The organism is Micromonospora sp. NPDC093277 (assembly GCF_044765245.1).
In the GTDB taxonomy this organism is placed as follows: domain Bacteria; phylum Actinomycetota; class Actinomycetes; order Mycobacteriales; family Micromonosporaceae; genus Micromonospora.
In genome coordinates, this window is the sequence record NZ_JBIWJO010000008.1 from 300,139 (window position 1) to 321,424 (window position 21,286).

At 72.7% G+C, this 21,286-nt stretch carries 20 protein-coding genes; 16 read left to right on the plus strand and 4 right to left on the minus strand.

Annotation, left to right across the window (positions count from 1 at the left end; all coding sequences use genetic code 11):
* Positions 1 to 41: 41 nt before the first annotated feature.
* Together ACIRG9_RS20190 and ribH are read left to right on the plus strand one after the other, a co-directional pair.
* Complete coding sequence (locus ACIRG9_RS20190) at positions 42 to 1,310, plus strand: bifunctional 3,4-dihydroxy-2-butanone-4-phosphate synthase/GTP cyclohydrolase II (RefSeq protein ID WP_402857742.1); 1,269 nt, start codon at positions 42 to 44, stop codon at positions 1,308 to 1,310.
* Between the two features lie 2 nt (positions 1,311 to 1,312).
* Entirely contained in the window at positions 1,313 to 1,810 is a 498-nt protein-coding gene (gene ribH / locus ACIRG9_RS20195; RefSeq protein ID WP_402857745.1) for a 6,7-dimethyl-8-ribityllumazine synthase, read from the plus strand.
* 171 nt (positions 1,811 to 1,981) lie between these two features.
* Here the strand turns inward: ribH and ACIRG9_RS20200 are convergent, their stop codons facing one another.
* From ACIRG9_RS20200 to ACIRG9_RS20210, 3 genes are read right to left on the minus strand one after another with little or no spacing between them, the layout of a single operon-like run.
* Positions 1,982 to 2,725, minus strand: a complete 744-nt coding sequence (locus tag ACIRG9_RS20200) for an amino acid ABC transporter ATP-binding protein (protein WP_402857748.1) — start codon at positions 2,723 to 2,725, stop codon at positions 1,982 to 1,984.
* Between the two features lies 1 nt (position 2,726).
* The gene (locus ACIRG9_RS20205) at positions 2,727 to 3,572 is read right to left on the minus strand and encodes an amino acid ABC transporter permease (RefSeq protein ID WP_402857751.1); all 846 of its coding nucleotides are present in this window, start codon (positions 3,570 to 3,572) and stop codon (positions 2,727 to 2,729) included.
* Positions 3,569 to 4,432 carry a transporter substrate-binding domain-containing protein gene (locus ACIRG9_RS20210; protein WP_402857754.1) on the minus strand — a complete coding sequence of 288 codons (864 nt, stop codon included), beginning with the start codon at positions 4,430 to 4,432 and terminating at the stop codon, positions 3,569 to 3,571. Before ACIRG9_RS20210 ends, ACIRG9_RS20205 begins: the two co-directional genes overlap by 4 nt.
* Before the next feature lie 130 nt (positions 4,433 to 4,562).
* Between ACIRG9_RS20210 and ACIRG9_RS20215 the strand changes: the two genes are divergently transcribed.
* From ACIRG9_RS20215 to pheT, 10 genes are all read left to right on the plus strand, one after another.
* On the plus strand, positions 4,563 to 4,844 hold the full coding sequence (locus ACIRG9_RS20215; RefSeq protein ID WP_221623237.1) for a phosphoribosyl-ATP diphosphatase: 282 nt from the start codon (positions 4,563 to 4,565) through the stop codon (positions 4,842 to 4,844).
* A 49-nt stretch (positions 4,845 to 4,893) separates the two neighbouring features.
* Positions 4,894 to 5,739, plus strand: coding sequence for an ATP phosphoribosyltransferase (gene hisG / locus ACIRG9_RS20220; RefSeq protein WP_402857757.1), 846 nt, complete (start codon positions 4,894 to 4,896; stop codon positions 5,737 to 5,739).
* On the plus strand, positions 5,727 to 6,698 hold the full coding sequence (locus ACIRG9_RS20225; RefSeq protein WP_402857760.1) for a DMT family transporter: 972 nt from the start codon (positions 5,727 to 5,729) through the stop codon (positions 6,696 to 6,698). Before hisG ends, ACIRG9_RS20225 begins: the two co-directional genes overlap by 13 nt.
* Before the next feature lie 17 nt (positions 6,699 to 6,715).
* The gene (locus ACIRG9_RS20230) at positions 6,716 to 7,174 is read left to right on the plus strand and encodes a PH domain-containing protein (protein WP_402857937.1); all 459 of its coding nucleotides are present in this window, start codon (positions 6,716 to 6,718) and stop codon (positions 7,172 to 7,174) included.
* A gap of 332 nt (positions 7,175 to 7,506) precedes the next feature.
* Complete coding sequence (gene infC / locus ACIRG9_RS20235; RefSeq protein WP_402857763.1) at positions 7,507 to 8,121, plus strand: translation initiation factor IF-3; 615 nt, start codon at positions 7,507 to 7,509, stop codon at positions 8,119 to 8,121.
* 19 nt (positions 8,122 to 8,140) lie between these two features.
* On the plus strand, positions 8,141 to 8,335 hold the full coding sequence (gene rpmI, locus ACIRG9_RS20240) for a 50S ribosomal protein L35 (protein WP_091117618.1): 195 nt from the start codon (positions 8,141 to 8,143) through the stop codon (positions 8,333 to 8,335).
* A gap of 32 nt (positions 8,336 to 8,367) precedes the next feature.
* Positions 8,368 to 8,760: a 50S ribosomal protein L20 gene (gene rplT, locus ACIRG9_RS20245; RefSeq protein ID WP_091087503.1), complete on the plus strand. Its 393-nt coding sequence runs from the start codon at positions 8,368 to 8,370 to the stop codon at positions 8,758 to 8,760.
* A gap of 35 nt (positions 8,761 to 8,795) precedes the next feature.
* On the plus strand, positions 8,796 to 9,635 hold the full coding sequence (locus ACIRG9_RS20250) for a TrmH family RNA methyltransferase (RefSeq protein WP_402857769.1): 840 nt from the start codon (positions 8,796 to 8,798) through the stop codon (positions 9,633 to 9,635).
* A gap of 212 nt (positions 9,636 to 9,847) precedes the next feature.
* A complete protein-coding gene (gene pheS / locus ACIRG9_RS20255) occupies positions 9,848 to 10,921 on the plus strand; it encodes a phenylalanine--tRNA ligase subunit alpha (RefSeq protein WP_402857772.1) in 1,074 nt (357 codons plus the stop codon).
* Positions 10,922 to 10,961: 40 nt separating this feature from the next.
* On the plus strand, positions 10,962 to 13,511 hold the full coding sequence (gene pheT / locus ACIRG9_RS20260; RefSeq protein WP_402857775.1) for a phenylalanine--tRNA ligase subunit beta: 2,550 nt from the start codon (positions 10,962 to 10,964) through the stop codon (positions 13,509 to 13,511).
* 72 nt (positions 13,512 to 13,583) lie between these two features.
* Here the strand turns inward: pheT and ACIRG9_RS20265 are convergent, their stop codons facing one another.
* Positions 13,584 to 14,555, minus strand: coding sequence for a LuxR C-terminal-related transcriptional regulator (locus ACIRG9_RS20265; RefSeq protein ID WP_402857778.1), 972 nt, complete (start codon positions 14,553 to 14,555; stop codon positions 13,584 to 13,586).
* Positions 14,556 to 15,027: 472 nt separating this feature from the next.
* Here ACIRG9_RS20265 and ACIRG9_RS20270 point away from each other — a divergent pair, with 472 nt between their 5' ends.
* From ACIRG9_RS20270 to ACIRG9_RS20285, 4 genes are read left to right on the plus strand one after another with little or no spacing between them, the layout of a single operon-like run.
* A complete protein-coding gene (locus ACIRG9_RS20270) occupies positions 15,028 to 15,288 on the plus strand; it encodes a hypothetical protein (protein WP_402857781.1) in 261 nt (86 codons plus the stop codon).
* Positions 15,289 to 15,322: 34 nt separating this feature from the next.
* The gene (locus ACIRG9_RS20275) at positions 15,323 to 17,164 is read left to right on the plus strand and encodes a BTAD domain-containing putative transcriptional regulator (RefSeq protein ID WP_402857784.1); all 1,842 of its coding nucleotides are present in this window, start codon (positions 15,323 to 15,325) and stop codon (positions 17,162 to 17,164) included.
* Positions 17,164 to 19,347, plus strand: coding sequence for a TOMM precursor leader peptide-binding protein (locus ACIRG9_RS20280; protein WP_402857787.1), 2,184 nt, complete (start codon positions 17,164 to 17,166; stop codon positions 19,345 to 19,347). Before ACIRG9_RS20275 ends, ACIRG9_RS20280 begins: the two co-directional genes overlap by 1 nt.
* Positions 19,344 to 21,284 (plus strand): TOMM precursor leader peptide-binding protein, encoded by a 1,941-nt coding sequence (locus ACIRG9_RS20285; protein WP_402857790.1) that lies wholly within the window; start codon positions 19,344 to 19,346, stop codon positions 21,282 to 21,284. Before ACIRG9_RS20280 ends, ACIRG9_RS20285 begins: the two co-directional genes overlap by 4 nt.
* Positions 21,285 to 21,286: the final 2 nt, after the last annotated feature.

Here is a 21,286-nt window from a genome sequence, read left to right on the forward strand (position 1 = left end):
TTGGTGCCTCATGGTGGCACGGAGCGAAGCGGAGTGCCGGCATGAGCACGAGGTTCGGTTCCATCGAGCAGGCGGTGGCGGACATGGCCGCTGGCCGGCCCGTCGTCGTGGTCGACGACGAGGACCGGGAGAACGAGGGCGACCTGATCTTCGCGGCCGAGCTGGCCACCCCGGAGCTGGTCGCCTTCATGGTCCGCTACACCTCGGGCTACATCTGCGTGCCGCTCACCGAGAGCGAGTGCGACCGGCTGGACCTGCCCCCGATGCACCACACCAACCAGGACCGGCGGGGCACCGCGTACACGGTGACCGTGGACGCTCGGGAGGGGGTCAGCACCGGGATCTCGGCGGCCGACCGGTCGCACACCATCCGGCTGCTCGCCGACGCAGGCACCGACCCGACCGACCTGGCCCGTCCTGGGCACGTGGTGCCGCTGCGGGCCCGGGCGGGCGGGGTGCTGCGCCGGCCGGGACATACCGAGGCGGCCGTGGACCTGACCCGGCTGGCCGGACTGCGCCCGGCCGGGGTGCTCTGCGAGCTGGTCAACGACGACGGCACCATGATGCGCCTGCCGGACCTGGAGAAGTTCTGCGCCGAGCACGGGCTGACGCTGATCACCATCGCTGACCTGATCGCGTACCGGCGGCGCACCGAGAAGCAGGTGGAGCAGGTCGCCGAGGCGCGGATGCCCACCCCGTACGGGGTGTTCCGGGCGCTCGGCTACCGCAGCGAGCACGATCCGGCCGAGCACGTCGCCCTGGTCATGGGTGACCTCGGTGACGGGGCGGACGTGCTGGTCCGGGTGCACTCCGAGTGCCTGACCGGGGACGTCTTCGGCTCGCTGCGCTGCGACTGCGGCCCACAGTTGCAGGCCGCCCTGGCCCGGGTCGCCCAGGAGGGGCGTGGTGTGGTGCTCTATGTGCGCGGGCACGAGGGGCGGGGGATCGGGCTGCTGCACAAGCTCCAGGCGTACCAGCTCCAGGACCAGGGGCGGGACACCGTGGACGCGAACCTCGACCTGGGTCTGCCCGCCGACGCGCGGGACTACGGCACCGGTGCGCAGATCCTCTACGACCTCGGCGTCCGCTCGATGCGGCTGCTGACCAACAACCCGGCCAAGCGGGCCGGCCTGGAGGGGTACGGCCTCACGGTGAGCGGCCGCGAGGGGCTGCCCGTCCGGTCGAACCCGGAGAACGTGCGCTACCTGCGGACCAAGCGGGACCGGATGGGCCACCTCCTGGAGGGGCTGGACGAGGTGACCGAGGCGCCGATGGGCCGCCCGGTCGCCGACGACGAGATCGGAGCATAGCGATGGCGGGTTTCGGGGAACCGGGCGTCACCCCGGTTGACGCGGCCGGGCTGACCGTCGGCATCGTGGCGGCGCGCTGGCACGGCGACCTCACCGACCACATGGTCGACCGGGCGGTGGCCGCCGCCGAGGCGAGCGGTGCGCGGTCCGTGGTGGCCCGGGTGGCCGGCTCGGTGGAGCTGCCCGTGGTGGCCCAGGCGATGGCCCGCCGGTACGACGTGGTGGTCGCGCTCGGCGTGGTGGTCCGGGGTGCGACGGCCCACTTCGACTACGTCTGCAAGGCGGTGACCGAGGGGCTGACCCGGATCGCGCTGGACGAGGGCAAGCCGGTGGCGCACGGGGTGCTCACGGTGGACACCATCGAGCAGGCTCGGGACCGGGCCGGGCTGCCCGGCTCGGCGGAGGACAAGGGCTGGGCGGCCACCGTGGCGGCCCTGGACGCCGCCCTGGCGATCCGTGGCCTCGACGCCGCCAACGGCCACCGCGTCGGTTTCGCCTGACCCTCGTTCCACCGGTGTCCGTCCGTCGGCTGTCAGCGTTCCTGGGCTTGATCGGCTCGGTATGCGGCAAGTCGTGGTCTCGTCCTCGGGTTTGACCACAACTTGCCGCAAGTGGAGTTGATCAAGCAGGCGGCGGTGCCACCCGGGGGCGAGTAGCCCGAGCAGGCCGCGTCAGAGCCGGCCGGCCTCGATGATCCGGCTGAGGAACTGCCGGGTACGCGGCTGGGTCGGCTCGCCGAGCACCTGTGCCGGTGGCCCGGCCTCCACCACCCGGCCCCCGTCGAGGAAGCAGACCTGGTCGGCGACCTCGCGGGCGAACCCCATCTCGTGGGTGGCCAGCACCATGGTCATCCCGTCGGTCTTCAGCTCGCGGATCAACGTCAACACCTCGCCCACCAGCTCCGGGTCGAGTGCCGAGGTGACCTCGTCCAGCAGCATCAGCCGGGGGGAGTTGGCCAGCGCCCGGACGATGGCCACCCGCTGCTGCTGCCCGCCGGAGAGCCGATCCGGGTACGCGTCCGCCTTCTCGCCCAACCCCACCCGGTCGAGCAGCTCCCGAGCCTGGGCCTCGGCCTCCGCGCGGGCCCGCCGGTGCACCCGGCGCGGTGCCAGGGTGATGTTCTGCAGCACGGTCAGGTGCGGGAAGAGGTTGTACGACTGGAAGACCATGCCGATTCGGCGGCGGACCAGGTCGGGGTCGACCCGGGGGTCGGAGATGTCCTTCCCGTCCAGCTCGATGACGCCGTCGTCCAGTTCCTCGAGCAGGTTGACGCAGCGCAGCAGCGTCGACTTGCCCGAGCCGGAGGCCCCGATCAGCGCCACCACCTGGTGCTCCGCGACGGTCAGGTCGAGCCCGTCGAGCACCACCTGGCCGCCGAACTCCTTGCGCAATCCGCGGCAGGTCAGCACGGACATCTCAACCTCCGGACTGGCGTCGGGCCGCGCGCAGCGTCACCCAGTCGGTGACCGCGATCAGCGGGATGGCGAGCAGCACGAACAGCGCCCCGGCCAGGATGTACGGGGTGTAGTTGAAGTGCTGCGCGGTGGCGATCTGGGCGGCGCGGACCGCGTCGATCGGCCCGGCCAGGGAGACCAGGCCCACGTCCTTCTGCAACGCGACCACGTCGTTGAGCAGCGGCGGGGCGACCCGGCGGACGGCCTGCGGCAGCACCACGTGCCGCATGCTCTGCCGGTAGGTCAGCCCGAGCGACCGGGCCGCGGCGAGCTGGCTGGGGTGCACCGACTCGATGCCGGCCCGGAACACCTCGGCCAGGTATCCGCCGTAGGTGAGCACCAGGGCGAGCCCGCCGAGCACCAGCACCGAGGGCGTGCCCTGCAACCGCAATCCGGGCACGCCCAGCGTCAGCAGATAGATCACGATGATCAGGGGCAGGCCGCGGAAGGTGTACGTGTAGCCGGTGGCGAGCGTGCGTACCGGGAAGAAGACCGGGCCGCGCAGCGTACGCAGGAGCGCGATGAGCAGCCCGAGCAGCAGCGAGCCGGCGGCGCAGCAGACCAGCAGCCGGACGTTGAGCCAGAGCCCGTCGAGCACCGCCGGCAGGGCGTCCCGGGCGATCGCCGGGTCCAGGAACGACTGGCGTACCCGGTCCCAGCCGGGTGCGCCGGTGACCGCGACGACCAGCAGCGTGCCGAGCGCCGCCGTGGAGGAGGCGGCGACCAGCACGCTGCGGACGGTCTGCCGGCGCCGGTACGCGGTCCGCCGCTGGTGGGCGGCCGAGGGGGTGTGGAGCAGCAGGCTCACGTGAGCTCGGGCGCCCCGGCCGCCTGGGTGAGCCACTTCTGCTGCAGCTCGGTGAGGGTGCCGCCCTTGGTGAGCTGGCTGATGGCGTCGTTGAGGCACGGGGTGAGCGGTGAGTCCTTGTCCAGCAGCAGCCCGAACGCCTCGGGCGCGCCGACCTGCGGCACCTGGCCGACGATGGTGGCGTCGGTGAGTTCGGCGCCGGTCATGTAGAAGGCGGTCGGCAGGTCCACGACGAGGCCGTCGAGCTGACCGTTCTGCAGCGCCTTCTTGGCGTCGTCGTTGTTGTTGAAGACCTGCGGCTTCCGGGTCGGCTTGATCACGTCGGTGATCGCCTGGTAGCTGGTGGTGCCGACCTGGGCGCCGAGGGTGGCGTTCTTCAGGTCGGCCAGCGAGTTCTTCCCGGCGATCTTGGAGGACTTGAGTGTGATGACGGTCTGCCGCACCAGGTAGTAGGGCGCGGAGAAGTCGACCGCCTGCTTGCGCTCGTCGGTGATGGAGAACTGGTTGATGTCGAAGTCGAAGCTCTTCGGCCCGGGGGCGATGGCGGCGTCGAACTTCACCCGGGTCCAGGTGACGTCCTCGCGGGCGTACCCGAGCTGCTCGGCCACCGCGTACGCCACGGCGGCCTCGTAGCCCTCGCCGTTGTCCGGCTTGTTGTCGCGGAACCACGGCTCGTACGCCGGCTCATCGGTCGCGATGGTGAGCTTGCCGGTGGTCCGTGTCGGCATCTTGTCCTTCGTGCAGGCCGCGGCGGGCGGGTTCGGGGTGGGGGACGGGTTGTCCTGGGGCGCGCAGGCGGCGACCGCGGCGAGCACGGTGCCGGCCGCGCCGAGCGCGAGGATACGAGGGGTATTCACCATGGTCAACATGGTAGGGCCGCGGACGCGTGTGGCCGAGACTTGTCCCACAGTTGTGGATCAAGTTCGGTCGGACGGGCCGTCCCGACCACCGGGCCGGGCCGGACCCGCCGCGCGCCCTCCCGCCGGCAAGCTGGAAGAATCGCCTTCCGTGAAGACGTTCGAGGAGCTGTTCGCCGAGCTGCAGGCCAAGGCCGCCGCCGGCACCCCGGGCTCGGGCACGGTCGCCGCGCTCGAGAAGGGGGTGCACTTCATCGGCAAGAAGGTCGTCGAGGAGGCGGCCGAGTCGTGGATGGCCGCCGAGCACGAGGGGCCCGAGCGGGCCGCCGAGGAGATCTCCCAGCTGCTCTACCAGGCCCAGGTGCTGATGCTCGCCACCGGTCTCGAACTCAAGGACGTCTACCGACATCTCTGAGTGTTCCCATCCGCTGATCATTCTGATCGATCGAAGGAGCACTCCACCCATGCTGCGTGTCGCCGTACCCAACAAGGGCGCCCTGGCCGAGTCGGCCGCCCAGATGTTGCGCGAGGCGGGCTACCGCCAGCGCACCGACCCGAAGGACCTGGTCTGCCGGGACGAGTCCAACGACCTCGAATTCTTCTATCTCCGCCCCAAGGACATCGCCACCTATGTCGGCTCCGGTGACCTCGACGTCGGCATCACCGGCCGCGACCTGCTGTTCGACTCCGGCGCGCCGGCCGAGGAGGTCGTCGACCTCAACTTCGGCCGTGCGACGTTCCGGTTCGCGGCCCGCCCCGAGGACGTGGACTCCGTCCAGCAGCTCGGCGGGCACCGGATCGCCACCGCGTACCCGGGCCTGGTCGAGCGGCACCTGGCGGAGCTGGGCGTCAAGGCCGACGTGATCCGCCTGGACGGCGCGGTGGAGAACGCCATCCGCCTCGGCGTGGCCGACGTGGTCGCCGACGTGGTGGAGACCGGTGCCACGCTGCGCCAGGCCGGGCTGGTGGTGTTCGGGGAGCCGCTGCTGCGCTCCTCGGCCGTGCTGGTCCGCCGGATCGGCGCCCCGGGCTGCGCGCAGGCGGACCAGTTGCTGCGCCGGCTGCACGGCGTGCTGGTCGCCCGGCGTTACGTGATGCTGGCCTACGACGTGCCGGCCGGCCTGCTCGACCGGGCCAGCTCGCTGACCCCCGGCATCGAGTCGCCGACCGTCTCCCCGCTGCACCGCGAGGGCTGGGTCGCCGTGCAGGCGATGGTCCTGAGCGAGGACGTGCACCGGATCATGGACGAGCTCTACGAGCTGGGCGCTCGGGCGATCCTGGTCACCAACATCCACGCGTGCCGGCTGTGAGACCGCTGCCGGCTCCGGCCGCCCTGTCGGTGGTCGTTCTCGGCGGGGTGGCCTCGGCCGCGCAGGGTGTCGTCAACTCCGAGCTGGGGCAGCGGGCCGGCGACCCGGTGCTCGGCGCGGTGGTCAACAACCTCGGCGGCTGTCTCCTCGTCCTGGTCGGGCTGGTCGCCCTTCCCTCGATGCGGGCCGGGCTGGCCGCGCTGCGCCGGGCCGGCCTGCCCTGGTGGACGTACCTGGGCGGGCTCGGCGGGGCCGCGATCGTGGTGATCGGCACGTACGTCGTGCCGGTGCTCGGGGTGGCCGTGTTCACCATCGCCCAGGTGACCGGTGGCAGCCTGGGCGGGCTGGCCGTCGACCGGGCCGGCCTGTCCCCGGTGGGGCGGCTGCCGCTGACCGCGCCCCGGGTCGCCGGAGGGCTGCTCGGCATCGCCGCGGTGGCCCTCGCCCAGTTCGGCCGCCCGGTCGGTGACCTGGCGTTGGGACTGGTCCTGCTCGCGGTCGCCGGTGGTCTGGCGGTGGCCCTCCAGTCCGCGCTGAACGGTCGGGTCTCCGCCGCCGGCACCACGGCCGCCGGCATCGCGGTCAACTTCGCCGTCAGCACCCCGCCCATCTTCGCCGTGGCCGCGCTGGTCGGGGCGTTCGCCGCCGCACCCCGCTGGCCGGGGCAGTGGTGGCTGTACGTGGGCGGCCTGCTCGGGGTCGGCATCGTGCTCGCCCTGCTGGTCGGCGTGCACACGGTCGGGGTGCTGCGGACCGGCCTGGCGTTGGTCGCCGGGCAGCTCGGTGGCGCCCTGGTGCTGGACCTGACGGTGTCCGGCGGCGCCGGGGCGCGCTGGCCGGTGCTGGCCGGCGCCGGGCTCACCGCGGTCGCGGTGCTGGTCGCCGGCGTGTCGAGGCAGACACCCGTCAGTGTGGCGACGGAACGCACCCCCGAACCAGGTGGCAGACTGGTCGCGTGAGCGAGCGCAGCGATTCAGTGGTGACCGTGCGGCCCCGACGGATCCGGCTGGTCTGCTGGATCGCGGCCGTCACTCTGCTGGTGGTGTTCAGCGTGGTGGCCACCTCGTTGACCGGCGGCACCGGCAGCGGCTACGGCACGTTCCAGCGGGGCGACCAGCTCGCCATGATCGGGCTGGGCGTCTTCGGCGCCCTCGGCATCCTGCTCTTCACCCGCCCTCGGGTGGTGGCCGACGCCAAGGGCGTCCGGGTCCGCAACGTGATCGGCTCGCACGAGCTGCCGTGGGAGGTCATCCGCGGGGTCCGGTTCGACCGCGGTGCCCCGTGGGCCAGCCTGGAGCTGTACGACGACGACCTGCTGCCGATGATCGCGCTCCAGGCCGCCGACAAGGAGCTCGCGGTCGAGGGCGTACGCGCCCTGCGCCGCCTCCACCAGGCCCACCTCGCCGCCCTGTCCGCCGACCCCGCCCCCCACTGACCCGCCCCTGATGGGGCGAGTTGGGGCCTGGTGGGGTGAGGGTGTAGTGTTGCGGGGTCGACCAGACTGCCCCCGTTCCTGACGGGTGGGCGGTCCTGAAGCGGAGCGCCTGCTCCCACCCGAGTCGCCGCGAAGGTGGCCGGGTCCGGTCCCCCGGTTCCGGGCACGTCCCGGTTCCGGATGCGCGATCATGTGATCGTGCTGACCGGTCGAGTAGGCCCTGGCATGCGCCGGGGCCTTCTGCTTTCCGGGTCGGCTCCCGCCCGGGAGCCCGCGGAGTCGGCACCGTAGGAGACTCGACTCGAGGAGGCCCCATCAGCGTCGAACCACGCGTGAACGAGCAGATCCGGGCACGTGAGGTCCGACTGGTCGGCCCTGAAGGTGAGCAGGTGGGCATCGTCCCGCTGGAGCGCGCCCTTCAGCTGGCCGCGGACGTCGACCTGGACCTGGTCGAGGTTGCGCCGATGGCGCGCCCGCCGGTGTGCAAGCTCATGGACTTCGGCAAGTTCAAGTACGAGAGCGCACTGAAGGCGCGCGAAGCGCGGCGTAACCAGCAGCAGACCGTCATCAAGGAGATGAAGCTCCGGCCGAAGATCGACCCGCACGACTACGAGACCAAGAAGGGTCACGTGGTGCGGTTCCTCAAGGCCGGCGACAAGGTCAAGGTGACGATCATGTTCCGCGGTCGCGAGCAGAGCCGCCCGGAGCTGGGTTACCGGCTCCTGCGCCGGCTCGAGTCCGAGATCTCGGAGCTGGGGTACGTCGAGGCCGCTCCCAAGCAGGACGGCCGTAACATGATCATGGTGCTTGCGCCGCACAGGGCCGTGAAGGCGTCCGCCACGGCGGCCCGCGGTGGCGCGCCGCGCGAGCGGGAGGCGGGCGCCGCCGAGGCGCCTGCGGCCGAGCCGGCCGAGGCGGCCGGGCCCGCCGGGACCACCGGCGAGTAACAGGGGAGAAGACGTTCCAATGCCGAAGATGAAGAGCCACACGGGTATGGGCAAGCGGGTCCGCGTGACCGGCAAGGGCAAGATCGTTGCCCAGCAGGCCGGCATGCGGCACAACCTGGAGAAGAAGGCCTCCACCCGCACCCGCCGGCTGACCGGCACCGTCGAGGTGGCCAAGGCCGACGTCAAGCGAATCAACAAGATGCTCGGCCGCTGACGCGCGCCACCTGAACCGAAGAAGGAGTTGAGATGGCACGCGTCAAGCGGGCTGTGAACGCCCAGAAGAAGCGTCGTACCCTGCTCGAGACCGCGAGCGGCTACCGCGGTCAGCGCTCCCGCCTCTACCGCAAGGCCAAGGAGCAGGTGCTGCACTCGATGCAGTACGCCTACCGGGACCGTCGCGACCGCAAGGGCGACTTCCGGCAGCTCTGGATCCAGCGGATCAACGCCGGCGCCCGGGCCAACGGCATGACCTACAACCGGCTGATCCAGGGCCTGCGCCTGGCCGGCATCGAGGTCGACCGGAAGATCCTGGCCGACATGGCGGTCAACGACGCCGCGTCGTTCGCCGCGATCGTCGAGCTCGCGCGCGCCGCCGTGGCGGCCGAGGGCACCGGTGGTGCCGCGGCTCAGGCCGCCTGATCCACCACCCGAAGCAGCAGATCGAGGCGTCCCCCATGCAGTCACCATCGCGCGGGAGGCGCCTCGACGCTGTCTCCGGCCCGTTCACTCCGCGTACCCCGAGGGTCGTCGCGGCCCGCCGGCTGCACCGCCGCCGCGACCGCGACTCCACCGGCCGGTTCCTGGCCGAGGGACCGCAGGCCGTCCGTGAGGCCCTGGCCCGCGCCGGCACCGTCGTCGAGCTCTTCGGCACCCCGGCCGCCCTCGACCGGTACGCCGACCTGGCCGCCGGGGCCGCCCGGGCGGACGTGCCGGTCTCCGAGGTCACCGACGAGGCACTCGCCGCGCTCGCCGAGACCGTCGCCCCGCAGGGCCTGGTCGCGGTCTGCCGGCAACTCGACGTACCGCTGGACACCGCCCTGGCGCGGGGGCCGCGGCTGGTCGCCGTGCTCGCCGAGATCCGCGACCCGGGCAACGCCGGCACCGTGCTGCGCACCGCCGACGCCGCCGGCGCGGGCGCGGTGGTCTTCGCCGGGGACGCGGTCGACCCGTACAACGGCAAGTGCGTGCGGGCCTCCGCCGGCAGCCTCTTCCATGTGGACGTGGTCCGCGCCGCCGACCCGGTCGCGGCGGTCGAGGCGCTCCGCGCCGCCGGGATGACCGTTTTCGCCACCACCGGGTACGGCGACAGCGACCTCGACGACCTCGCCGACGCCGGCCGGCTGGCCACCCCCACCGCCTGGCTCTTCGGCTCCGAGGCGCACGGCCTGCCGGAGGAGCTGACCGGGGCGGCCGACGCCCGGGTCCGGGTGCCGCTGCACGGGCGCGCCGAGAGCCTGAACCTGGCTGCGGCGGCGGCCGTCTGCCTGTACTCTTCAGCGAGAGCACTGCGCTGACCTCCGTCAAGCGCGAACACAGCAGGGGGAGTCGTCCACGTGATGAACGCGCCACGGCGTTCGTTTAGCCAGCCCGCCGGTGTCGGCGGGCGGCGGGCCTGACCCTTCCCCCCGCGTAACTCCCACCGGCGGGCTGCGGCGAAGCCGCGCGTCCGTAGACTCGCCTAGCCGCCCGTGAGGGCCGGCGACGCCGTGAGGGAGTCCCGTTCGCCATGAGTTACCGCAACGATCCGTACGACCCGAAGCAGGTCGCCCTGCTCGACCCCGACGCCCTGGCCGGGGCCGTGGCCGAGGCCGAAAAGGCGTTCGCCACCGCCACCGACCCGGACGCGCTGCACGCGCTGCGCCCCGCGCACCTCGGGGACCGGGCCCCGGTCTCGCTGGCCCGCCGGGAGATCGGCGCGCTGCCGCCGGCCGCCAAGTCCGACGCCGGTAAGCGGGTCAACGAGGCCCGCCGCGCCATCGAGACCGCGTACGCCGCCCGCCAGGAGGTCCTGGAACAGGAGCAGGCCGAGCGGGTGCTGGTCGAGGAGCGGGTCGACGTGACCCTGCCGTACGACCGCCGGCCGCGCGGTGCCCGCCACCCGCTCAGCACGCTGATGGAGCAGATCAGCGACCTGTTCATCGGGATGGGCTACGAGATCGCCGAGGGCCCCGAGGTCGAGCTGGAGTGGACCAACTTCGACGCGCTGAACATCCCCGCCGACCATCCGGCGCGTGGCCTGATGGACACCTTCCACATCGCCCCGCCGGCGGGGGCCGACAGCTCCGGCCTGGTCCTGCGCACCCACACCTCACCGGTGCAGGCGCGCACCATGCTCACCCGTAAGCCACCGATCTATGTGGTGGTGCCCGGCCGGGTCTACCGCACCGACGAGCTGGACGCCACCCACGCGCCGGTCTTCCACCAGGTCGAGGGCCTGGTGGTGGACAAGGGCATCACCATGGCGCACCTGCGCGGCACGCTGGACCACTTCGCCCGGGCCATGTTCGGCGAGGGGGCGAAGACCCGGTTCCGCCCGCACTACTTCCCGTTCACGGAGCCGTCGGCCGAGTTCGACGTCTGGTTCCCGGAGCACCGGGACGGGCCGCAGTGGGTCGAGTGGGGCGGCTGCGGCATGGTCAACCCGCGGGTGCTGCGCGCCTGCGGCATCGACCCGGAGGTCTACTCCGGATTCGCGTTCGGCATGGGCATCGACCGGACCGTGATGTTCCGGCACGGGGTCAGCGACATGCGGGACATGGCCGAGGGCGACGTGCGGTTCACCCGCGCGTTCGGGGTCTGACGGTGCGGGCACGAGTTACGGAGACGGTGGTTTAACAGTCATGCGAGTTTCTGTCAGTTGGCTGCGGGAGTACGTCGATCTCCCCGCCGACCTGCCCACCGGCGACCTGGAGCAGGCGCTGGTCGACCTCGGCATCGAGGTGGAGTCCATCGAGGACCTGCGGGAGTCGGTCACCGGTCCGCTGGTGGTCGGTGAGGTCCTGGAGATCGAGGAGCTGACCGGCTTCAAGAAGCCCATCCGGTTCTGCCGGGTCGATGTCGGCGCCGCCAACGGCACCGGCGAGCCGCAGGAGATCGTCTGCGGGGCGCGCAACTTCGCTCCGGGCGACCGGGTGGTGGTGATCCTCCCCGGCGGCGTGCTGCCCGGCAACTTCGCCATCGGCGCGCGCAAGACGTACGGGCGCAACTCCAACGGCATGATCTGCTCCGCCAAGGAGCTGGGCCTGGGTGACGACCACTCGGGCATCATCGTGCTGCCCGAGGACCTCGCGGCCAAGCCCGGCGACGACGCCCGCCCGGTGGTCGGGCTCGACGACGTGGTGGTCGACGTCGAGATCACCCCCGACCGGGGGTACGCGCTGAGCGTGCGGGGCATCGCCCGTGAGCTGTCGCACGCCCTCGGCGTGCCGTTCCGCGACCCGGCCGCCGGGGACGCGCCGGGCGGCACCGCCGAGCCGGCGTACCCGGTCGAGGTGCGGGACACCGTCGGCTGCGACCGGTTCGCCGCCCGGATGGTCCACGGCGTCGACCCGACCGTGGAGACGCCCGGCTGGATGGCCCGGCGGCTCACCGTCGCCGGCATCCGCAGCATCTCGTTGCCGGTCGACATCACCAACTACCTGATGCTCGAACTCGGCCAGCCGATGCACGCCTTCGACGCCGACCGGATCACCGGGCCGCTGGTGGTCCGCCGCGCCGAGCCGGGGGAGAAGCTCACCACCCTGGACGGGGTGACCCGGGCGCTGGTCGCCGAGGACATGGTGATCTGCGATGACAGTGGGCCGATCTCGCTCGCCGCGGTGATGGGCGGCGAGACCAGTGAGGTCGTCGCCTCCACCACGAACGTGCTCTTCGAGGCGGCGCACTGGGACCCGGCGATGGTGGGCCGCACCGCCCGCCGGCACAAGCTGTTCAGCGAGGCGGCCAAGCGCTGGGAGCGGGGCGTCGACCCGGCCCTGCCCCTGATCGCGCTGGAGAAGGCGGTCCGGCTGCTCACCGACCACGCCGGCGGCAGCGCCGGCGCGGAGATCCTCGACCTCGACCATGTCCGGCCGCGTACCCCGGTGATCCTGCCGGTGGACCTGTCGACCCGGCGGGTCGGGGTGGCGTACTCGCCGGAGCGGGTGGTCGAGCTGCTGGAGCAGGTCGGCTGCACGGTCGAGCGGGGCACCGACCGGCTCGGCGAGGACCCGGGCGAGGCCGGGGTGGCCGCCGCCGGTCGCGCCGAGGCGCTGACGGTGACTCCGCCCAGCTGGCGGCCCGACCTCACCGACCCGGCCGACCTGGTCGAGGAGGTGGTCCGCCTCGACGGGTACGACCGGGTGCCGTCGGTGCTGCCCACCGCGCCGCCCGGCCGTGGCCTCACCTGGCAGCAGCAGCGCCGCCGGTCGGTGGCCCGGTCGCTCGCCGAGCGCGGGTACGTCGAGGTGCTCGCGCACCCGTTCGTCTCCGGCGAGTTGGCCGACCAGCTCGGCCTGCCGGCCGGCGACCCGCGCCGTCCGGCGGTACGGGTGGCCAACCCGCTGTCCGAGGAGGAGCCGCTGCTGCGTACCACGCTGCTCGGCCCGCTGCTCGGCATCCTCAAGCGCAACGTCGGCCGGGGTCAGCGTGACGTGGCGATCTACGAGATCGGCGCGGTGTTCCACCCGCGTCCCGGCGTCGGCGCCCCGCCGGCCATGGGCGTGGACCGCCGGCCCACCGACGAGGAGTTCGCCCGCGCCGACGCGGTGGTGCCGGACCAGCCGCGGCACGTCGCCGTGGCGCTGGCCGGCGAGCTCGATCCGGCCGGCTGGTGGGGCGCGGGCCGGGCGGCCGGCTGGGCGGACGCCGTCGAGGCGGGTCGGGAGGTCCTCGCCGCCGCCGGCATTCCGGCCGACCGGGTCACCGTGCGGGCGGCCGAGCGTGCCCCCTGGCACCCCGGCCGCTGCGCCGAACTGCTGGTGGACGGCGCCACGGTCGGCTACGCGGGTGAGCTGCACCCGGCCGTGGTGGCGACGCTGGAGCTGCCCCGCCGCACCTGCGCCATGGAGCTGAACCTGGACGCGCTGCCCGCGGCTCCGATGGTGACCGGCCCGCCCGTCTCCACGTTCCCGCCGGCGTTGATCGACGTGGCGCTGGTGGTGGACGAGTCGGTGCCCGCCGCCGAGGTCGAGCGGGCCCTGGTCGAGGGGGCCGGCGACCTGCTGGAGGACGTCCGGCTCTTCGACGTGTACGCCTCCGAGCAGCTCGGTGCGGGCCGCCGGTCGCTGGCGTACAAGTTGACGTTCCGGGCCCCGGACCGGACGCTCGCCGGCGAGGAGGCGGTGGTCGCCCGCGACGCGGCGGTGGCCGAGGCGGCCCGCCGCTTCGGCGCCACCCTGCGCGGCGCCTGACGGGAGCAGTGGCCGAGATCTTGGACAGTTGCCGCGCCGATGGAACGGTAACTGTCCAAGATCGCAGGCTGCTCAGATCCAGCCGCGGAGGGCGGCCTCGACGCCGGCCTGGAAGCGGCTCTCGGCGTTGAGGCGCTTCATGAGGTCGGACACGGTGCGGCGTACGGTGCGCTCGGAGAGCCCCAGCTGGCGGCCGATGGCCTCGTCGGTGCGCCCCCGCCGGAGCAGCCTCAGGATGGCGACCGCCTGGTCGGTCAGCTCGTTCCCCTCACCCGCTCTCCGGCTGGCGAGGGGCCGGCCCTTCTCCCACATCATGTCGAACAGCAGGCACAGCGCCGAGACCAGACGGCTGCTGCGGATCTCCAGTGCGCCGCGGCCGGATCTCGGCTCGATCGGGATGAGCGCGAACCGCCGGTCGATGAGGGTCATGCGGAGGGGAGCCTCCGGCACGATCCGGCACTGTTCACCCTGTGTGGCCATCCACTCGGCGTACCTGAGGGAGTCGGCGTCGCGCAGGATGCTCTCCTGATAGATGTGACGGATCGTCACGCCCCGGGACAGGGCCATCCGGCTCAGTGTCTTGCCGGTCTCGATGACGGCTGCCGGTATCGCCCTGCCGGTGGTCAGGGTCAGGCAGCTCTCGGAGGCGGTACGGGCGTGTTCGGCCAGCCGGTCGCGTACCGCGTCGAGCCCTTCCAGCCGGACGATCTCCTCCCGCTCCCGGCTGGTGTCGTGGCTGGCGGCGCGGGCGAGGATCGAGGTGCGTGCCGCCTGGATCTCCGCCTGCTGGGCGATCGTCTGTTGCTCGGCCCGGTCGAGCAGCGCGATCAGGCCGATCTGTGGGCTCACCGCGCGCAGGGTTCCCGGGCGGTTGCGTGAGGGCAGGATGAGCGCGTTGTCAGCCAGGGCGGACAGCGCGTCATGGACGGCTGTCTCTGGGATGTCGAGGTTCGCGACGAGTTCGTCGACATCCCACATCGGATGTTCCAGCATGGCCCAGTAGACGGCTTCGGCGGCTGCCGACACTCCCAGCCGTTCGAGCAAGGTGTGCCTCCATATTGATCTCTGCCTTGATCCACATTAGTTGACTTCACGTTCTCCGCAAGGACCAATTCGTGGCCGGCGCGTAACAAATCCCTGGCCAGGGCGGCCCTGACCTGGCCGGCCCCGCCGTCGGATGTTCACCGGGGCGACAGGGGGGTCCTGCCCCGGGATATCGGCGATGTTCGACGGGGTCTCCCTGCCCTGCCGGAACCGGACACGGCCGGTTCCGCCGGTGCCAAGGGTGGTGACGTAAGCGGTGGCCGGACCGCAGTCTCTTACCCGACATCGCATGGCGGCGTGCGGCAGAAGGAGGCGCGGTATGCGGACCGGGCGACAACCGAAGGCCAGCCGGAGGATCGTGATCTCGGGTCGCGCGGATCTGGCCCGTGGAGATGCCTGATCGTCACCGCGAGATCGGGTCGGAGCGGGCAGGCGCGCAGACCCGTTCGGCCCGGTTCAGCGGAGGAGTGCCGTGCTGCTCACCCGGATCGCGCTGCGACCGCCGCGCGACGAATCCGACCTGTCCGCCGGCGAGCTGACGGACCTGCTGTGGCTCAACGCGACCGCGGCCGACGGCATCAGGCACATCCATGCCCGCGCGATCGCCGGATGCGTGGAGGTCGCGGTCTTCACGATCGCCTCCGAACAGGAAATATCCGACTACATCGTCCAGCGTGTGTGCGAGCGCGCGGTACGGGTCGTACCGGCGTTGCGTGGCTGGACGGTCAGCTAGCCCGATCCTCATCCGCTGGAACGAGAAGATCACAATGGACCGTGAACCGGTGAGCCGGCCCGGGTGGCGCGCCGCGCCGCCGGAGCCGCCCGCCCGGGCCGCGGCCTTCCGGGTGCTCGGCCCCCTGACGCTCACCAGCGCCGGAGACTCGCTGGTCCTGCCACCGTCGAAGGTGACCTCGCTTCTGGCGGCGCTGTTGCTGCACCCCGACGAGGTCGTGTCGGTCGCCATGCTGCAACAGGCGATCTGGGGCGACGAGCGGCCCGCCTCGGCCAAAGCCGCGCTGCAGACATGCGCGCTGCGGCTGCGGCAGATGTTCGCCCGACACGGCATCACCGGCAGCGTGATCCAGACGGTGCCGGGCGGCTACCGCATCACGGCCACCGCGGACACCGTCGACCTGATGCGCTTCCGGGAGCTGATCCGCCAGACCCGCGACGAGCCGGACCCCGAGGCCGAACTGGCCATGCTGGAGGAGGCGCTCGCACTGTGGAGCGGCCCGATGCTGGCCAACGTGCCGTCGGAGTCGCTGCACCGGGACGTCGTACCCCGGATCAGCGAGGAGCGCGTCCGGGTGATCGAGCGCGTCTGCGACCTGAAGATCGGCCTGGGCCGGGACCGATCGGCGCTGGTGGACCTGTGGACCGCGACCCGCGCCTACCCGGCCAACGAGCGGTTCTCCGCGCGGCTCGTCGAGGTGCTGTACCGAACCGGCCGACAGGCCGACGCGTTGGCGGAGTTCCGCCGCATCAAGGAACATCTCGGCAACGAACTCGGCGTCGATCCCGGCCCGGCACTGCGCGAACTGGAACTCACCATCCTGCGCGGCGAGCCACCCGCCCCGCCTACCCCACCCGCCCCGCCTGCCCCGGCCGGCCCGGCGGCGCGGTCCGGTCCCGAGTTCGGCCGCGTCACGGCCGCACCCGGCTTCGTCGGCCGGGTCGCGCTCTGCCGCGCCATCGTCGACCGGCTCCGGGCGGGCACCACGATCGTGGTGCTCAGCGGCGTGCCGGGCGTCGGCAAGACCACGCTGGCGAGACAGGTCGCCCATCTCGTCGCTCACGACTTCCCCGGTGGACTGCTGCCCGTGGAGATGCGGTCCGCGACGGGCGCGGCGCTGCCGCCCGAGGACGCCGAGCGGCAGATGCTGGCCGTCGGCGACGGCACCCGCACCGGCCCGCGGCTGCTGCTGCTCGACGACGTCGACAACGCCGCCCAGGTACTGCGACTACCGGCGCTGCTGGCACCCGGCGACGTCATGGTCCTGACCAGCCGGCAGAGCCTGTCCGGTCTGGTCGCGCGGCTCGGTGGCTGGCTGCACCGGCTCGAACCGCTCGACCCCAGCGACTCCCTTCAGGTGCTCAGTGCCGTGCTGGGGGCCGAACGGGTGGGAGCCGAGCCGCAGGCCGCCGCGGAACTCGCGGCGCTGTGCCAGCATCTGCCGCTGGCCCTGCGCATCGCCGCGACCCGCATCCTGCTGCGCTCGCGCATGACCCTCGCCGAGGCGGTCGAGTGGCTACGCGCGGACCGCATCGGCCGACTGAGCCTGCCCGGTGATCCGGGCATGTCGCTCGGCTTCCGCTTCGACGACGCGCTGGACCGGGCCGGGGGAACGCTGGCCGGAGCGTTCGTCCGCCTGGCCGGGTCCGCCCTCGACACGATCACCGTGGACCGGGCCGCGCAGCTGCTGGAAACCGAGCCGCACACGGCCCGCGATCTCCTCGACGAACTCGTCGACCACAGCCTGGTGGAAGAGGCCGCGACGCACTACTGGATCAGAGACCTGCTGAGGCTGCACGCACGAGGTGTCTCCGACCGCTACACCCACCCCGATGGTGTGCCACCACACCCGTACCGAACGAAGGGAACCCTGTGATGAGCACTGGCTACGAGACGGTGGCTCAGACACGGCCGCGGATGCGCCACGACGTGCTGTTCACCCGTACCGAGGACGGAGTGCTGTTCCACAACGCCAACAGCGGCTTCCGTCTCTCCTCCGCCACCGCGTACCGGCTGGCGTCGCTGCTCGTCCCGCATCTCAACGGGCGAAACAGGGTCGCCGAGATCTGCGCCCCGCTGCCCGAGGCACAGCGCGCCATGATCGGCGAGTTGATCAAGGCGCTCTACGACCGAGGCTTCGCCCGCGACATCCCGGACGACGACGCCGACCCGGCGGCGATCCTGGATCCGGCCGTCGCCGAGCACTTCGCCGCGCAACTCGCCTACGTCGACCACTACACCGACCGGGCCGCCCGGCGGTTCGCCGACTTCCGAACGACCCGGGTCGCCGTGCTGGGCACCGGCCCCGTCGCCCGGGCCTGCGCCGTCAGCCTGCTGCGCAACGGCGCCGCCGCGGTCACGGTGCCACCCGCGATCGCGCCGGCGCTCACGGCGGAACTGGCCGAGCTGAGCGCGGCGGGTTGCGCCGCGACGGTCACGGCGCTGACCAGCGTGGGCCCCGACGTCCAATGGTCCGATCTGGACGAGGTGGACATCGTCCTCGTCGCCGCCGGTGACGACGCCCCCCGCGACACCCTGCGGCTGCTCGCGGCGGGAATCCCGCAGGACCGGCTGCTCCTGCCCGCGTGGGTCGCCGGGGAGCGGATGCTGGTGGGCCCGGTGCAGGGTGAGGGCCGACGGGGCTGCTGGAGCTGCGCGATGGTGCGACTCGCCGACAACGACGGGACGGGCGCGGCCGCGCAGGTGTGGCGGGCCGCGGCACTGCCCTCCGGCGCCGCACCGGTCGCCGCCAGCCCGTCGGGACCGCTGGCGGCGATGGTCGGCAACCTGCTGGCGTACGAGGTCTTCCGGCTGACCACCGGGGCGCTGCCGGCCGAGACCGACGGCAGCGTGATCGTGCAGCACCTCGCGTCGCTCGATGTCCTGACCGAACCGCTGCTGACCCACCCGGGGTGTGTCTTCTGCCGCCCGGAGCCGCCCGAGCTGTCCTGGGACGACGTCGAGCTGGACGTCGCGCGCACCGACGACGAGGCCGAGGCGGACCCGACCGCGCAGGCCGAGGCCGCCGTGGCACGGCTGGCCGCCCACCAGCCGTTGCTGCAGCCGCACCTGGGCGTGTTCCGCCGCTACGACGACGAACGGTGGGACCAGACCCCGATCAAGGTCGGCACGGTCGAGTTCACCGACGCCGGCGGGCGCCGCCGGACCGTGCACGCCTTCGACGTTCATCATGTCGCCGCGGCCAGGCTGCGGGCGTTGCGCGTCGCGGCCGTGGCCCACACCGGCCACGCCGCGGTCGCGAGAACCGCCCCGGACGGCGCTCCCCGGCTCTCCGCCACCCGCCTCGGCGTCGCGTCGGGCTGGACCGACACCACCACGGAATCCTGGGCCGCGGCGCGTTCGCTGCTGACCGGCGAGGTGGCGGCGGTGCCGGTGGCGGCGCTGGAGCCGTTCGGGGCCGCCAACCGTGGGCGCGGCGTGGAGCCGAGCTGCGCCGGCGGGGGAGCGGGCAGCGACCTGGGCGAGGCCGTCCGCGCCGGGCTGGCTTCGGCGCTCGGCCACCTCGCGCTGCGGCAGGCCGTCAGCGGCCGTGGCACGGTGCGGCAGGTTCGCCTCGACACCGTCGGCGCCCACCCGGAGCTGGTCTTCCTGACCAAGTCCGCGGCGAACCTGGGCGTCGCGACGGAGCTGTTGGACCTGAGCACCGAACCCGCCACCGGGATGGCGGTGCTGCTCGCGCGCCACTGGGACCAGGACCGCCGGCAGTGGTCGTACGCCCTGGGTGTCGACCCGGTCTGGACCGTCGCGGCCGTCGCGGCGCTGCGCGACCTGCTGGGGCAGGCGCAGGCGCACCAGCAGGCGCCCGACACGGTCCCGGACAGCGGTGACCCCGTGCTGGTCGACTTCGACGCGGGCACGCTGGCCGTGCACGCCGAGGTCGAGGCCGGTACGGGACGGGCGCACCGGTGGGCCGACGTCCTCGGCCAGTTGCGGGAACACGGCTACGACGTGCTGGTGGCGCCGGTCGGTGGGACGGACCTGGCGGCAGGTGGTCTCGTCGCGGTGAAGGTGCTGCTGGCCAGCGGGGACGACCGATGAGCGAGCGAATCATCAGGCGCGGTGCGGTCGGGCCTCATGCGGCCGCCGAGCGAAGCGAGGTGGCCACCGTACCGGCGGCGGTCGACGAGCTGGTCTGCGCCGGCCTGGCGCGACTGCTCGCCCGGCGCGGCTGCGACGTCGAGGTGGTCGCGCTCGGGGTACGTGACGAGCTGGGCGCGCCGGCCGAGCGGGCCCGCGCGCCCCGGGTGCTGCTGTACGGGCACCTGGCGCTGCTCGGACCGATGCCGCGGGCCGCGGCGTGCCCGACCTGTCTGGCGCGGCGGTGGCAGGCGGTGCGGCACCGCGATCTGCGCGACGCGGTCGAACTCGGCGGCGACACCGTCGCCGTGGGCCCGTCGCCGTACGCGACCGCGTTCGTCGCGGACTTCCTGCACGCCCTGATCGAGGCGTACGGCGCCGGCGCCACGCCCGACGACGGTCCGAGTGCCGTGCTCCAGGTCGACCTGCACACCCTGCAGGTGCGCCGGGTTCCGCTGGTGCCGGACCCGGAGTGCCCCCGGTGCGGCCGTGCCGTCCCGGACGCGCCCGAACTCGCCGCGATCGAGCTGCGTTCGACGCCGAAGTGCGCGCCGGGCGCGTTCCGCGGCCACGACCTGGACGACTACCCGCTGGACGTCGAGGCGTTCGCCAACCCGGTCTGCGGTGCGCTCGGCGCCACCCTGTGGCAGGACGTCACCTCGCTGTCGACCTCGCCGGCGATCGGCTCCTTCACCCTGCGCACCGGCCGCTACCTGCGGGAGACCCTGTACGGCGGGCACGCCGACGGCTACCGGCAGAGCTCCCGCATCGCCGTGCTGGAGGGGCTCGAACGCGCCGCCGGGCTGCGCCCGAGGGGCAAGCGTACGGTGGTCACCGCGACCCTGCGGGAGCTGGGCGACGATGCCCTCGACCCGCGCGAGTGCGGCCTCTACCAGGATGCTTTCTATCGGGCCAACCCGTACGTGCACCGGTTCGACCCGGATCGGCCGATTACCTGGGTCTGGGGCTGGTCGCTGCGTGACCAGCGGCCACGGCTGGTGCCGGAGATCCTCGTCTACTACCACACGGCTACCGTGGACGAGCGTTTCGTGCAGGAGACGTCCAACGGCTGCGCCTCCGGTGGGTCCATGGTGGAGGCGGTCTACCACGGCCTGATGGAGGCGGTCGAGCGGGACGCGTTCCTGCTGGCCTGGTACGGCGGGCGGCCCCTGCCGGAGATCGACCCAGCCAGCATCGACCGGCCGCAGACCCGCATGATGATCGACCGGCTGGCGATGTACGGCTACCGGGCCAGATTCTTCGACACCCGGATGACCTTCGACATCCCGGTGATCACCGCGGTGGCCGTCCGTGAGGACGGCGGCCTGGGCACGCTGGCCTTCGGCGGTGGCGCGAGCCTCGACCCGCAGGCCGCCATCACCGCGGCCCTGTGCGAGATCGCCACCGACTCGGTCATGGTCCGGGTACGCGCCGGCGCCAACGAGCCTCGCCTGCGCCGCATGGTGGCCGATTTCTCCGAGGTGCAGGGGCTGCACGACCACCCGCTGCTCTACGGCCTGCCCGAGATGGCGCACCACGCCGCGTTCCTGTTGGAGCGCGGCCCGAGCCCGGTGCCGATGAGCGAGCTGTACGAGCGGGACCGTCCGGGCCCGCCGGTCTCCACCGACCTCCGCGACGACCTCGAACACTGCCTCAAGACGGTGACCACACACGGATTCGACGTGATCGCCGTCGACCAGACCACGCCCGAGCAGCGCGACCTCGGCCTCCGCAACGCCAGCGTCGTCGTACCCGGGCTGCTGCCGATCGACTTCGGATGGATGCGCCAGCGGGCCCCACACTCGCCGCGGCTGCGTACGGCGTTCCGCGAGGCCGGGCTGCTCGACCGCGACCTGCACGAAGACGAGATCCACTCCGTTCCCCACCCGTTCCCGTGAGG

What these genes read in the sequence shown, in the direction of transcription:
- ACIRG9_RS20190 (WP_402857742.1), top strand. Translation starts at nt 42, where the DNA reads ATGAGCACGAGGTTCGGTTCCATCGAGCAGGCGGTGGCGGACATGGCC.
- ribH (WP_402857745.1), top strand. Translation starts at nt 1,313, where the DNA reads ATGGCGGGTTTCGGGGAACCGGGCGTCACCCCGGTTGACGCGGCCGGG.
- ACIRG9_RS20200 (WP_402857748.1), bottom strand. Translation starts at nt 2,725, where the DNA reads ATGTCCGTGCTGACCTGCCGCGGATTGCGCAAGGAGTTCGGCGGCCAG.
- ACIRG9_RS20210 (WP_402857754.1), bottom strand. Translation starts at nt 4,432, where the DNA reads ATGGTGAATACCCCTCGTATCCTCGCGCTCGGCGCGGCCGGCACCGTG.
- hisG (WP_402857757.1), top strand. Translation starts at nt 4,894, where the DNA reads ATGCTGCGTGTCGCCGTACCCAACAAGGGCGCCCTGGCCGAGTCGGCC.
- rpmI (WP_091117618.1), top strand. Translation starts at nt 8,141, where the DNA reads ATGCCGAAGATGAAGAGCCACACGGGTATGGGCAAGCGGGTCCGCGTG.
- rplT (WP_091087503.1), top strand. Translation starts at nt 8,368, where the DNA reads ATGGCACGCGTCAAGCGGGCTGTGAACGCCCAGAAGAAGCGTCGTACC.
- ACIRG9_RS20250 (WP_402857769.1), top strand. Translation starts at nt 8,796, where the DNA reads ATGCAGTCACCATCGCGCGGGAGGCGCCTCGACGCTGTCTCCGGCCCG.
- pheS (WP_402857772.1), top strand. Translation starts at nt 9,848, where the DNA reads ATGAGTTACCGCAACGATCCGTACGACCCGAAGCAGGTCGCCCTGCTC.
- pheT (WP_402857775.1), top strand. Translation starts at nt 10,962, where the DNA reads ATGCGAGTTTCTGTCAGTTGGCTGCGGGAGTACGTCGATCTCCCCGCC.
- ACIRG9_RS20275 (WP_402857784.1), top strand. Translation starts at nt 15,323, where the DNA reads ATGGACCGTGAACCGGTGAGCCGGCCCGGGTGGCGCGCCGCGCCGCCG.
- ACIRG9_RS20280 (WP_402857787.1), top strand. Translation starts at nt 17,164, where the DNA reads ATGAGCACTGGCTACGAGACGGTGGCTCAGACACGGCCGCGGATGCGC.
- ACIRG9_RS20285 (WP_402857790.1), top strand. Translation starts at nt 19,344, where the DNA reads ATGAGCGAGCGAATCATCAGGCGCGGTGCGGTCGGGCCTCATGCGGCC.